Here is a 12,261-nt window from a genome sequence, read left to right on the forward strand (position 1 = left end):
GAGAAAGCCATCAAGGAGATCGCCCAGGACGACACACTCGGGTCCGAGCTGGCCGCGGTCCTCGACCGAACTTTCAACACCGGGCTCATCAGCGGGGACACCACCAACGGAGCCAAACTGGCAGAGACGGCCGTGTGGCTTGGCGGCCGGCTGCGTGCCCGGGCGGCAGTCGACCCGGCTTTCCAGCCCGCGTCCGCCCAACTTCAGCGGATTCTGGAGCTTGTTGCGCCCCTTCTGGAAGTCTCCCGCCGTGAGCTTCGCCGCATCGTCTACACCGTAGTGACGCCGGCGGCCCACCACTTGGTCGCCGCAGAAGCCAGCCCCTGGCTCCGGCTCAACCAGCTGCACGAACTGTGCGACGACGTCGACAATGTGCTTTGGTGGGGTTTCCGCAACGGATCCACTGCGCACGGGCGCCGCTGGGACGCGCACGACGTCGAGACCCTCGCCAGAATGGGCGTGGACCTGCCCTCGCCGGAAGACCTTGCCGCCCTGTCAACACAGCAGACGCTCTCCGCAGCCGGCCGTTGCCGGCACCTGGTCATCGTCCAGGTTGAGCAACTCCTTGGTGAACGCACCGAAGGCAATCCGCTCCTTGAAACACTGGTCGCAGCCCAGCCTCTCCCCAATGCAGAGCGCGCTGCTGAGTCCCTGTCCGCGCGCCTCGCCAAAGTAAGCACCACGCCAGCCGAGCTCACCGGTCCGGATGGCCGCTGGCAGTTCGCCGGTCGAAGGGCCCAACTGGTCCCCGTGAATCGGCACCTGCCCGTCCCGCCCGCACCGGTCCACGAAGTTGGCCCAAGTCCCTCACTCCGGCCGGAGCGGCTGTCCTTCAGCCAGCTTTCGACGTTGCTCGGTTGCTCCCTCGCCTGGGTGCTCGCGAAGAAGTCAAAGCTGGGCGTGGCCGATGCCGCCAGCATCCCCACAGACAACCAAATGCTCGGGACCTTCGCGCACAAAGTAGTGGAGGTTCTCCACCAGCACCTTGACGGGGAAACCCGGGCAGTTCCGGAGGAAGCAGAAATCCGCCTGACCATTGACGAACTGATGCCGCACTTCGCCTCGGAGTTGCTGTTGCCAGGCCAGTCCCGCCGGCGGTCCGCAATCACGGCCACCCTCGTGGCCTCGATCAGCACGTTCTTCAGCCAACTCTCGCGCGGCGGCATCGTGCTCCAAACCATGGAACAGGAATTCGAGAAAGACCTCCAAGCTCTCCGCAGCGGGCGAAGATTTCAGCGTCGCCGTGAAGGGCAGTGCAGACGCGATGGGCATCGACACCGAAGGCCGCACCGTCGTCGTAGACCTTAAGTGGACCAACAACGCCAAGTACCGCCGCGAGGAAATCCAGCAAGGTACCGCGCTGCAGCTGGCCCTCTACCAGTGGGCCCTTCATCCCGGCGATGCCCCGCCCGATGACCCGACAGCGTTTTACCTGCTCAAACAGGGTGCATTTGCCTCGTCCCACCCGCACTTCGGCACACCGCTGCCCCGGGCCGTCGAGCCCGCCCAGCTTTGGACGCAGGCGGTGGCCGCGGCGGAATTCACCATTGAGGAGGTCCTCGCCGGCCGGATCACAGCAACGCAGCCGGCCGACGACGCCCGAGCCGAATCCGCTCCGGACCGTGCTCAGATGGACGCTGATGCTGGACGGCACCACGTCAAGCCACCCTGCCGTTTCTGCGACTTCGGCGTGCTTTGCGGATTAAAGGGGGACTTTTCATGAACCTGCTGGATAACGTCACTATGGTCTCGGCAAGTGCCGGAACCGGAAAGACCTTCCATCTCACCCAGGTCATCGCGGGAAAGATCGAGGACGGACTGCCGGCTGGCGCAGTCATGGCGACAACCTTCACCAAGAAGGCAGCAGGTGAGCTGAAGGAGCGCATTGGTGCGCGGCTTCTGGAACAATCCGGAGCCCCCACGAAGGACGCTGGCCTCGCGGCATCACTGCAGCGCGCAGCCCAGCAACTGCCTGCGAGCCTGATCGGGACCGTCAACAGCGTCTGCGGCCAACTTCTCCAGGAACACGCAATCGACGCCGGGCTCTCCCCCGCGCTCGAAGTAATCGGTGAGGAACAACTCCAAGGTATCTTCCACCTGGCCACTGACACCATCCTCGCCGAGCATGGGACCGACATCCTGCCCATCGCGCGCCGTATGGGAACGGACGGAAACGGGGCACGTGACGTCCAACCGTGGGAGGAGACCGTACGCGGGATCGTCGACGCCGCCCGCACCAACCTCCTAAGTGCCGATGACCTTGTTGGCTGTGCAGAGCGCTCCTGGCACGGGCTGCGGGAACTGCTGGACGGACCGGGTCAGGACGAACGCCAGGCGTGGCACCGGGAGCTCATTGAGCGGCGGGCACAGCTGGACACCCTTGCGAGAACGGGAATCGGCCACGACGGCAAGGCCGCGAACGTCACGTCGAAGGGTTTCCTCGAGCAGTACCCCAAGGTAATCCAGAAGATCGACCAGGCGGTCAACGTCGATGACACCCCGTGGGAGATCTGGCGCGGCTTCATCGCGTCCGGCCCTGCCGCCCCGATTAAAGCCATCTTCTGGGACCTGCGGGAACGAATTCACCAGGGACTCCTCTCCAACCCGGCATTCCACTCGGACCTGCAGCAATACATTCGGCGTATCTTTGCCTGTGCCGCTGAATGTCTCACCATCTACGCAGAGTTCAAACGGCTTCATGGGCTAATGGACTTCGTGGACCAGGAGACGCTGGTCCTCGAACTGGCCCGGACCAGCAAAGCGTTCCGCGAATCGTTCGCGAGCCGCATCAGCTTCCTGGTTGTCGACGAGTTCCAGGACACCAGTCCGCTGCAGCTGGAATTGTTTCTGCAGCTCAGCCGCTTGGTCAAGGAGGCCGTGTGGGTTGGCGATCCGAAGCAGTCCATCTACGAATTCAGGGGCACCGATCCGGACCTGATGCAGGCGGTGGTGGAGCGTGTGCCGACCAGACGCCAGCTTTCGCATTCCTGGCGATCCCACCAAGCTGTCGTCGACCTTTCCAACGCAGTCTTCGAACCGGTCTTCGCCAGGCATGGAATGGCGCCGGAGACCGTTCACCTAGAGCTGCCGGAAGACCACAAAAGCTGGTCGGCCGGGAATCTCGAAGCCTGGACGCGTCCGCAAACCAACGACGGTGAACGGCTGCGCGCGACGGCGGCCGGCGTGGCTGATCTCTTGTCGCGCCGCCATGGGATCCACCCGGGCGACGTAGCCGTGCTGACCCGGTCGAATGCCGACGTCGAAGCTCTATCTGCTGCACTTGACGCCCTGGGCATCCGAGCAAGCCGCAATCCGCGCCGGCTCGCCGACGCCCGCGAGATACAGCTGGCTCGCGCCGGCATGGCCTACGTCTCGGACGGCTATGATACGGTCGCCCTCACCGAAGTCGTCGCCCTCCATCCCGGCCATCACGCCCACGGGAAGTGGCAGCAGCAGCTTTTGTCCGCCGTCGACCCGGCCGCGGTGCTTGAAGGCTGGAACATGGATCCCTTGCTATCCTCACTGGCCAGCTTGCGAACCCAGGCCAAGACGGCCACGCCGACCGAAATCTTCGAAGCGGTGGCTGGCGTGCTGGGCCTTCCGCCGCTTATCAAGTCCTGGTCCGCGCCTGCCACACGGCTGCGCAATCTCGACGCTTTCCGCGGCGCCCTCGAAGACTACTACGAGCGTTGCCTGGCGGTCCGCTCGTCCGCCACCTTACGGGGATTCTTGACATTCTTCGGTTCCGAACAGCAGCAGTCGGCCGAGAACGCCGGCCCGGACGTCGTCAACGTCCTCACCTACCACAAGGCGAAGGGGCTGGAATGGCCCGTCGTTGTTATGGAGGCGCTGGACAAGGACCTGCGCTTCGCGGCGTTCGGTGCCGCTGTGGAGCAGGACGGAACTCTCGACCTTGAACAACCTCTCGCCGGGCGCTGGATCCGGTTCTGGCCCAGCCCTTTCCCCTATTCGGGTTCACCTCTCGATGCCCGCGGCAAAGAAAGCCAAGTGGCATTGGACGCCGAGGAGCGCGAGCGGCGGAACATGGCACGGCTGATGTACGTCGGCATGACCCGGGCAGTGGAGACCAATGTGTTGACGGGCAAGGGCAACGTTCCCGGCCTGCTGAACAACCTCGGGGTCGAGTCCCTGCTTTCTTGGTCGGCAGCCGAGGAGCCGGGAGCCAGCTACTCCCAAGCGGGCCCGATCGAGGACCCTGAATTGCCAGGTACTTTGGGGACTCTGAACGTTGCCGGCGGCGATTTTTCGGCACGTGTGGCCACGCTCGAACCGGCGGAGCAGAGTATGGCCGCACCCGGGTGGGTCGCGCGGTTCACTGATGCGCAGAGTCAGCTACCTCCCGCGCTTTATCCGCCGTCGCGTCTCACTGCCAGCTCCGAGGGTTCGGACGGGGACAAGGCAACCGTATTCCTGGCTGCCGAACTGGGCCCCCGCTTGGCGCAGCACGGCGCGGATGAATGGGGCGCCGTGGGCAGCGCGGTCCATGCCTACCTCGGCACGGCATATGGCGCCCTCGACACCCCGCAGCAGCGAGACCTCGCAGAACGAATCATCGGACGTTGGAAGATCGGGCATCTGGTCGCGCCCGAACTCCTCGTGACATTGGGAGCGCGCTTCGAGGAGTACTTGAACACAGCCTTCCCCGCATGGATTCGGCATCGTGAGGCCCCGGTCGGCTGGCGGCCGGAGAACAGGGTGATGGAGGGGTGGATCGACCTTTTGCTGGAAGGGCCTGACGGATACGTGCTTGTGGATCACAAGACGTATCCGGGTAGCGATCCTGAAGGCCATGTGCGTGAAAAGTATCTTGGCCAAATGGCGGCCTACCGGAGCGCGGTTCTCGCTGCCACAGGAAAGGCGGTGCTGCGGACCCTGATCCACTTCCCCGCGCTGGGAAGAGTGTACGAGATCAGCCAGGCCTAGAACACGGGTGCGGTTACCACCAGCGGTGACCGCACCCCTGATCCTGGCACACCCAGCCAAGTGTTCCCCACTCGACTTTTCCGGTATCAGGATAGATCCGTTGTTCTAGGGTTATGACGCAGCCAGCAAACTCCGCTTTCGGATACTGCTCCCTGACGTCGGGCATAACCATGCCGTAGAAGATGCGCCAAGACTCATGCCCGCAGACCGGGCACTTCCTTGTCGCAGACCTCTTCCTTGTCGCGCCGTTCTTAGTCATGGTTGCAACATAACGGCTGGCGTGGACATTTCCCCGACTTACAAAAAGTTCTTATCGCCAAGCGTTTTTTGTAACCAGCCGGTCCGTCTCACGCTGTCGCCGTTCTGTGGCTCAGCTGTGAGGTCGGCTTCCACGGCCTGTCAGATCTACACCAAGCTCCTTTGCGTGGAGACGTCACGATAAGTGCAGGTCGCGGTCGCCCGCCTCGATGATCTCACCCAGCACGTAGGTTCATAGAGTCCGCCTTCCCCATGCTCGAAGACCACGGGGTAGTGGACGGCGCGGCCTTGATGAAGGCCGATTCTCTTAAAGCGTGCGCATCGAGAAGGCCGATTTTCCCGTGAAAATTCAGCCGACCGTCGTCGGTTCCCAAACCCACCAGCGTGATGAACGCTCTGAGCTATCGGACTTTCAGCTCAGCCCCGATAGGTGGACTACATGATCATGGAAGCACCGTGCTGAACCGCCCTGCATGAGATCCCAGAGCCCGGACGACGAGATTACGCAAACGTGATGACCACAGTGGTCTTCATACAGCACGTTCAACAGCTTCTGGCTGAGTTCCAGTCTGCGGTTCGCTACAGCCTGACCGGACAGGTCGCCATGGACAAGGAGGGAGATTCGGCCAGTGACATCGGTTTTGAATCGAACACCGTAAGCCTCGAGCCTACGGGCAAGTACTGGACGAGTTACATGTTCGCCATTGAGAAGGACCTTAAATCTGTCATAGCCATGGTTTGTCCTCTGAGAAAAGGCACCTCCCCTTGGCATGGTGCAAAGTTCCTGTACATATTTCCTCCCTAGTCGATCAGGCGGCGGTGGAGATATCGTCTTGGCAATCCCAAAACACTTCTTCGCTCAGCCTGTGAGTCCAAATGTGAAATGCCTTGACAGATTGGTGGGACACGAGATTGCCAGGCGTTGATGGGCCGTCCGACCAAGCGGCGAGTTCCACGCGAGTCGAGGTCCGTACAGCGTCCTCTACTGCTGGGAACAGGTCGGAGTCACCAGAAAAAAGTACGACTACGTCGAACTCCTTTGACCGCGCAGCCTTTACAAAGTCCAGACCAAGCCGCACGTCAACTCCAGCTTCCTTGGGCTGCAAGCGGTTAGAACCATAAACCATTGGCGGATAGGTTCCCTGGAACAATGGGTCCTCGCTCCATCGTTCCTTCTGAACCCGGAACCGTTTGGTCGCTTCAGGATCCCTGAATCTGTCGGGGCTGCCTCGGTAAAGGAAGATCCCCGATAGCCGCGATTCGTTCTTCCGCGATTCGATGATCTTTCCCGCCAGAAGCTGCGGAGAAAGATGGGTGGACCAACGGTCAAGATTAGGTGCGAATAAGCCGTGTCCCACCAGATGTACGTTTGAGTAGTCAATAAAAATGCCGAGATTCTCCATTTCAATCTTCTCCTTTAACAGATGAAGCCGCCACGAAACCGTGACGGCACTTGTGTGTATAGAGTTTTATTTAGGCTATGAGAATATCCAAAACTAATCCAAGCGGCTTATCCACCGGTTAGATCCAAGATCGTGGGCATTCTTATAAGTGCCTAAACAACAGAATCCCCACGCCGGGAGGGCGCAGGGAAATTCCTGAATTCAAGGTAGCGCCACATGGCTGCTGTCGTCAAGGGTTCGATGAAAGTACCTGTGCAGTCCGGTTCCAACCAACGGTCCTGCATGCCGCCGGAACCTCACCACCCCGACATGTGTTACGCGAGAGCAACGGATAGATGTCCTGCAGCCCTCCTCTGAGGCGCACGCTCCTGCACGAATGCGTCCTGTTGTCTCCGGTCACAGTTAGGATATGGCCATGGTGGGTTACGGGCGCGTCGTCGGTGGAAATTACAAAGGTGCGACTGTGTCCACCCCAATGGGCAGCACACTCGTTGTGCAAGCAGGGCTCAAGTTCCGAAAGTTGACTCCTGAAAACGTCGCCGAGTGGGACGAAGTTATCACGGACGGGAAGGGCAACCCCGTCGGCGAAGTGAGCAAGGCGGTAGCCGGAGCCATCCTTCCAGGGCGGTTTGGAAAGGCAGCTTCAGCGGCGGTCGGCGCGACGCTCAACGCCATGGGATCGTCTCACGTCGTGCGCGTCGATTGGGCGGACGGCAAGCGCTCACTGATCAAGTTGCCTGACGAGATGTTCAAACACTTGGAACTCGTGCTTGAACATCAGCGTGCGCTCACGACTGAACCATCGCCAGGGGAGCTCGTTCCGGGTCCGGTGGAGAAACCCACAGTGACAGAACAGGCATTTTCGCTCGTATCGGGAATCATCAAGGATCGACTCCCTGCCCCAACCAAGACTCCGCCAGCGGACCAAGCGGCAATCACTACACCCGATGTCACAGAAGTAATCTCCAAACTCGCCTCCCTGCGAGACGCGGGCATTCTCAGCGACGATGAGTTCAACGCAAAGAAGGCAGAGCTGCTGAACCGGCTCTGACGCCCAAAAATTGAAATAATTGGTACGGCAGTGATGTGAAAACGTCCCGACTTAGAGGTCGACAGTTACCACTTCCGAAGCTACCGCTATGACCCGCGCCCCCCCGGCGCTTAAGGCAGCCAGCTAGTTTTCTCGGCCCTACAGCCGCCGTTGCCGGAACATCGGGAACGACTCGCGCACCCGGTCCACCGTCTCAAGCGAAACCTCCACCGCCCGCACACCCGGCGTCAGCCCAAGGTCAGCCTCAACAACCCCCATCGGGTCCACCAGCACGCTCCGTCCGACCGACACCGGCGGCGCCTGGCACACCCCCGCCACGTACACGCTGTTCTCGATAGCCCTTGCCGAGTTCAGCGCCAGCCACTGCTCCGTCTTGTGCTCGCCCGGCACCCAGGACGAGCAGACCAGCAGAACCTCCGCGCCGGCGTCGGCCAGTGACCTGGCCAGCTCCGGGAACCGCAGGTCGTAGCAGGTCATCAGCCCGAACCCCACTCCCCGCATTCGAACACCACGGGGGCGGTGGACGGTCCGGGCTTGATGAACGTGGATTCCCCGAAGCCTTGCGCGTCGAAAAGGTGGATCTTCCGGTAATAAGCCAGCCGGCCGCCGTCGGGCCCGAATGCCACCAGCGTGTTGTACGCCCGGCCCGGCTCCTCCGAGGTTTCCACCACGCCCGCCACCAGTGCGATGCGATGGCGGCGGGCGATATCGGCAAGTTCCCGGCAGACGGGCCCGTCCAGCGGCTCGGCCACCGCGGGGAACGTCGCGTCCACCTTCTTCTTCTCGTAAGTGGCGTACTCCGGGAAGGCGACCAGCGCGGCGCCGTCGCGCGCTGCCTCGGCGGTGAACCGGTCGATCGCGGCGAGGTTGGCCCGGATGTCGGCGCCCGATTCCAGCTGCCCCAGCGCAAACCTCACAAGTATTCCTTCCCTCGGCCCCGCGGCCACGTACAAACGGTCAGGGTCAGGCGGCCGCCTCGACCGTCGCCTTCTCCGTGGCCGTCATCTCCGGCGGCGAGGCTTTGAAGCCGCGGGTAATAAGGGCCAGGACCAGCACGCCCAGCACCAGCCAGGACACCCCCAGCGTAATGGCGTTGCTGTCCAGCTGGGAGAGCAGGTAAGCACAGATGATCGCGCCGATCACCGGGACCACCACGTAGGACACCGGGTTCAGCTGCTGCCCGGCGCGGCGCTGGCGCACATAGTGGAACACCACCGAGGCGTTCACCAGCGTGAAGGCGGTGAAGGCACCAAAGTTGATGAACGACGTCGAGGTGGCCACGTCCAGGAAGATCGCGATCAGGCCCACAACGCCGGTGACCACCAGGTTCGCCACCGGGGTGTGGAACTTCTCACTGAGCCGGCCGAAGACCGCTTTGGGCAGGACGGAGTCGCGGCCCATCGCGTACAGCAGGCGGGAGGCGCTGGCCTGCGCGGCGAGGCCGGAGGCGAACTGCGCCACTACCAGGCCGGCCAGGAACACGGCGCCGAACAGCTGCCCGCCGATCTGCAGGGCGATGGAGCTGGCCGCGGAGGCCGAGTCCTCGAACACCCCGCCGGGGTGGACCAGCTGGGTCACGTAGGACACCGCCACGAAGATGCCGCCGCCGATCAGGGCCACCAGCATGATGGCGCGCGGCACGGTGCGGCGCGGGTTGATGGTTTCCTCGGTGAGGGTGGTGCAGAGAGGGCTGATCAACCTTCTATTTGAGCGGTACTCCTGAAGCGTCGCGGCTGAAAGTATTCGCTTTGCACAGGATCATGACGCCCTCGATGACACCCCACAGGCCGATAAGCCCGAAGGTAAATGCGAACGTCAGGAGGAACACGGCAGCCTGCACAACGCCCCACCCCTTGTCACCTAAGTAGAATCTGTGGGCGCCAACGAAGCCGAGCAGGATGCCCAAAATTCCAGCTGTCGTCCTCGACTTTTGCTCCCGTCCTTCAGGTGTAACCGACAGCCATTCGCGGCGGGCAATCTCCTTGGCTGCTGGCGCAGGCATGGTCTCCATCGTCCATCGCACCCCGTCCCATCGGCGGGCAACGCCAGGCTCCTTGTTGTACCATCCCGCTGTCGCGGAGTTGAGGCTCGCAGTGAGCATGGCACCGAATGAATGCGTAACTCGGGTTCCTGGCTTGGGTGCCGGGTTGAGATGGTTGTACCACTCGAGCTCTATGTGCGCGTCCGCCTCGTCGCGACTGCGCCGCCCCTCGGCCACATCCAGGTCAGCGCGGGCGACAAGGAGTTCATGGAAGGCTTCATTGGGGTTCTTGCGCCCCTCAGCCACCGCCCGATCGGTGCGGGCCGTCAACAGGGCATAGTCCGCCTCGCCTCGTGTCATACGCCCCTCGGCCACAGCCCGATCCGTGCGGTTCAGCAGCCGGTCATAGTCGGCCTCATAGGCCTGCTGCTTCTGTATCTCCAGCATTGCCCTCTGCTGTTGCAGGAGCGCATTAGTGTCTGCTGCCATGCTCCTCTGCTGCTTCAACTGCTGGCGGCCAGTTACAAAGGTGCCGACATTTGCAGCCGTGTTAAGGCGGTTGCCCTTCATTTTGCCCATTGGTTCCCCATTTGAATCAATCCTATATTTGAATGCTTTTGCTTGGTCAGCGTACTCCGACATCTAAGAAAACTGTAGCCCGGCATTGACTAACGCGCGGCTATTTGGAGTCAGTGCGAATAATTCTGTCTTTAATCGGTAGTTTCCTGTCCGACTGCTGCGCTGATCCTGCGACAACATTGATTGATTCTTGAGCCTCAGAAAGTAGCTTTTATTTTGCGGGTATCTTCGCCCGCGACGCTATGGGGGAAGCGAAGATGCCTGTATCTATCGGTTGGCGCGGAATTCCGCGTTTGCGGGCGACGCTCAGGACTTATTTACCCTCATTGCGTCCATCACCGCACCCACCCCGCACGCTTCGCATCGCACGTCGGTCAGGTGTCCTATGAAAGGACTCTTATGAGCCAGCAACCCTACATCGCCCCATATCCTCCAACGTACGGCTACGGTCAGGCGGCGGTAAGCAACAAGTCATTCCTCGTGACGTGGCTGCTCTCCCTCCTCCTCGGCGTCGTCGGAGTTGACCGGTTCTACCTGGGCAAGGTCGGAACTGGAATCCTGAAGCTCGTCACCTTCGGCGGCCTTGGCATCTGGGCCCTGGTAGACCTCATCCTGGTGCTGGCAAACAAGACTCGAGATAAGCAGGGACTTCCGCTGGAAGGTTACGACAAGCACAAGAAGGTGGCCCTGATCGTCACCGGCGTTGTTATCCTCCTTAGCATCGTCGTCAACTCGGCCCGTGCGAGCTCTGCTCCCTCGTCCGCCCCAGCTGTTTCCACTCCCAAGCCGGCCGCCGCAGCTCAGACCGCGTCTGCCGCACCCACCCCCACCAAAGACCCCGCCGTCGCAGCGGCCGAAGCTGCGGCCGCTGTGAAAGCCAAGACTGAAGCTGATGCGGCGGCTAAGGCAAAGACCGAAGCCGATGCTGCCGCCAAGGCCAAGGCTGCCGCTGACGCCGCAGCTGCTAAGGCCGCCGCCGACGCTGAAGCTGCTGCCAAGAAGGGCACGGTCAGCCAGCAAAACGCTCTGCGGAAAGCCGAGAGCTACCTCAACTTCAGCGCTTTCTCGCGTACCGAACTGATCGGGCAACTGGAGTACAACAAGTTTTCAACTGACGATGCAACGTGGGCTGTGGATCGCGTGAACGCCAACTGGAACGAGCAGGCCGCCAAGAAAGCCGCGAGCTACCTTAAGTTCACCTCGTTCTCACGCGGCGATCTGGTCGACCAGCTGATGTTCAACGGCTTCACGCCGGAGCAGGCCGAGTACGGCGTGAGCACGACCGGCCTTTAGCGGCCCGTCACAACTCCGCGTCAACATGGCTGCCAGCATGTTGACATCGGCAACCAAAATATGAATTTGGCCAAGATGTCCCCCTGGATGCTTTCTAGGGGGACATTATTGGACTCCTAATTCTTGAGCACCGACGGTAGATCCGCCTGAAATTGAAAGCTTGCTGCAGAGGCTTCGGCGGATAACTGGACGAGAAATCGCCGCGTGAGCTCATGCAAATTCTTGATCATATTTAGAAGGGGAATTAGTTTGAAACTCACCAAAACTTTGGCGGGCGGCGCGCTCCTGTGCTTGGCTCTTTCCAGCTGCTCGGGTTCACCCCAAGCAGTTCCCACCGTCACCCAAACTGTGACCCAGACAGCTACGGCGACCGTGACCGCCACAGCAACAGTGACGGCGATGGCGATGGCGACGGTCACAGCTGAACCTGTTGCTCCTGCCGTCGTTGCAGCCCCAGCGCCAGCACCTGTTGCTGCAGCCACTGCCGTGATTCCGGCCAACGTTGCCGGAATGAACGCAGAGGCACTCGATGACGAGTTGTCCGCTTTGGGGTTCAAGAAGATCGTTTACAACGCAAGCACCGGCAAGACCGTGCTGTTGCTCAGCAACTGGACAGTTACGGGAATCGATAACGCGGGAGCGGACCAAGCCGTCGACAAGGCAGTGGTCGTTCACGTTACGAAGTAGAGTCCCGGTGCCGGCCCCGTTCTGGTGGGCAGGATCGCCCGCGAGCCAGTGCAGAAGACAGAGCC

Annotated in this window: 13 protein-coding genes and 1 pseudogene; 7 read left to right on the plus strand and 7 right to left on the minus strand. The window is 61.5% G+C overall.

The window, feature by feature from the left end:
• Positions 1-453: 453 nt before the first annotated feature.
• From Q9R31_RS20185 to Q9R31_RS12040, 3 genes and pseudogenes are all read left to right on the plus strand, one after another.
• Entirely contained in the window at positions 454-1,308 is an 855-nt protein-coding gene (locus tag Q9R31_RS20185) for a PD-(D/E)XK nuclease family protein (RefSeq protein ID WP_397428243.1), read from the plus strand.
• Positions 1,229-1,723, plus strand: a pseudogene (locus tag Q9R31_RS12035) (PD-(D/E)XK nuclease family protein); the annotation flags it as partial. The gene Q9R31_RS20185 and the pseudogene Q9R31_RS12035, both read left to right, overlap by 80 nt.
• On the plus strand, positions 1,720-4,944 hold the full coding sequence (locus Q9R31_RS12040; RefSeq protein ID WP_311262961.1) for a UvrD-helicase domain-containing protein: 3,225 nt from the start codon (positions 1,720-1,722) through the stop codon (positions 4,942-4,944). The pseudogene Q9R31_RS12035 and the gene Q9R31_RS12040, both read left to right, overlap by 4 nt.
• Before the next feature lie 13 nt (positions 4,945-4,957).
• On the opposite strand, the gene Q9R31_RS12045 is transcribed toward Q9R31_RS12040, so the two are convergent.
• Positions 4,958-5,203: a hypothetical protein gene (locus Q9R31_RS12045; protein WP_311262962.1), complete on the minus strand. Its 246-nt coding sequence runs from the start codon at positions 5,201-5,203 to the stop codon at positions 4,958-4,960.
• Between the two features lie 513 nt (positions 5,204-5,716).
• On the opposite strand from Q9R31_RS12045, the gene Q9R31_RS12050 reads away from it, so the two are divergent.
• Positions 5,717-6,007, plus strand: coding sequence for a hypothetical protein (locus Q9R31_RS12050; RefSeq protein WP_311262963.1), 291 nt, complete (start codon positions 5,717-5,719; stop codon positions 6,005-6,007).
• Positions 6,008-6,011: 4 nt separating this feature from the next.
• Here the strand turns inward: Q9R31_RS12050 and Q9R31_RS12055 are convergent, their stop codons facing one another.
• A complete protein-coding gene (locus tag Q9R31_RS12055; protein WP_311262964.1) occupies positions 6,012-6,605 on the minus strand; it encodes an NYN domain-containing protein in 594 nt (197 codons plus the stop codon).
• A gap of 409 nt (positions 6,606-7,014) precedes the next feature.
• Here Q9R31_RS12055 and Q9R31_RS12060 point away from each other — a divergent pair, with 409 nt between their 5' ends.
• Positions 7,015-7,656 carry an SHOCT domain-containing protein gene (locus Q9R31_RS12060; protein ID WP_311262965.1) on the plus strand — a complete coding sequence of 214 codons (642 nt, stop codon included), beginning with the start codon at positions 7,015-7,017 and terminating at the stop codon, positions 7,654-7,656.
• 138 nt (positions 7,657-7,794) lie between these two features.
• Here Q9R31_RS12060 and Q9R31_RS12065 read toward each other — a convergent pair whose 3' ends face one another.
• Genes Q9R31_RS12065 through Q9R31_RS12080 form a run of 4 tightly spaced genes read right to left on the minus strand, consistent with a single transcriptional unit; the run spans position 7,795 to position 10,216 of the window.
• Entirely contained in the window at positions 7,795-8,133 is a 339-nt protein-coding gene (locus Q9R31_RS12065; protein ID WP_311262966.1) for a nitrilase-related carbon-nitrogen hydrolase, read from the minus strand.
• A complete protein-coding gene (locus Q9R31_RS12070; protein ID WP_311262967.1) occupies positions 8,133-8,573 on the minus strand; it encodes a nitrilase-related carbon-nitrogen hydrolase in 441 nt (146 codons plus the stop codon). Before Q9R31_RS12070 ends, Q9R31_RS12065 begins: the two co-directional genes overlap by 1 nt.
• Positions 8,574-8,619: 46 nt before the next feature.
• A complete protein-coding gene (locus tag Q9R31_RS12075) occupies positions 8,620-9,354 on the minus strand; it encodes an APC family permease (RefSeq protein WP_311262968.1) in 735 nt (244 codons plus the stop codon).
• Positions 9,355-9,358: 4 nt separating this feature from the next.
• On the minus strand, positions 9,359-10,216 hold the full coding sequence (locus tag Q9R31_RS12080; protein ID WP_311262969.1) for an NINE protein: 858 nt from the start codon (positions 10,214-10,216) through the stop codon (positions 9,359-9,361).
• Between the two features lie 399 nt (positions 10,217-10,615).
• Here Q9R31_RS12080 and Q9R31_RS12085 point away from each other — a divergent pair, with 399 nt between their 5' ends.
• On the plus strand, positions 10,616-11,509 hold the full coding sequence (locus Q9R31_RS12085; protein ID WP_311262970.1) for an Ltp family lipoprotein: 894 nt from the start codon (positions 10,616-10,618) through the stop codon (positions 11,507-11,509).
• A 116-nt stretch (positions 11,510-11,625) separates the two neighbouring features.
• On the opposite strand, the gene Q9R31_RS12090 is transcribed toward Q9R31_RS12085, so the two are convergent.
• Positions 11,626-11,928 carry a hypothetical protein gene (locus tag Q9R31_RS12090; RefSeq protein ID WP_311262971.1) on the minus strand — a complete coding sequence of 101 codons (303 nt, stop codon included), beginning with the start codon at positions 11,926-11,928 and terminating at the stop codon, positions 11,626-11,628.
• A 91-nt stretch (positions 11,929-12,019) separates the two neighbouring features.
• On the opposite strand from Q9R31_RS12090, the gene Q9R31_RS12095 reads away from it, so the two are divergent.
• Entirely contained in the window at positions 12,020-12,196 is a 177-nt protein-coding gene (locus Q9R31_RS12095) for a hypothetical protein (protein WP_311262972.1), read from the plus strand.
• Positions 12,197-12,261: the final 65 nt, after the last annotated feature.

Origin of the sequence: Pseudarthrobacter sp. BRE9 (genome assembly GCF_031844305.1) — a bacterium.
In the GTDB taxonomy this organism is placed as follows: Bacteria; Actinomycetota; Actinomycetes; order Actinomycetales; family Micrococcaceae; genus Arthrobacter.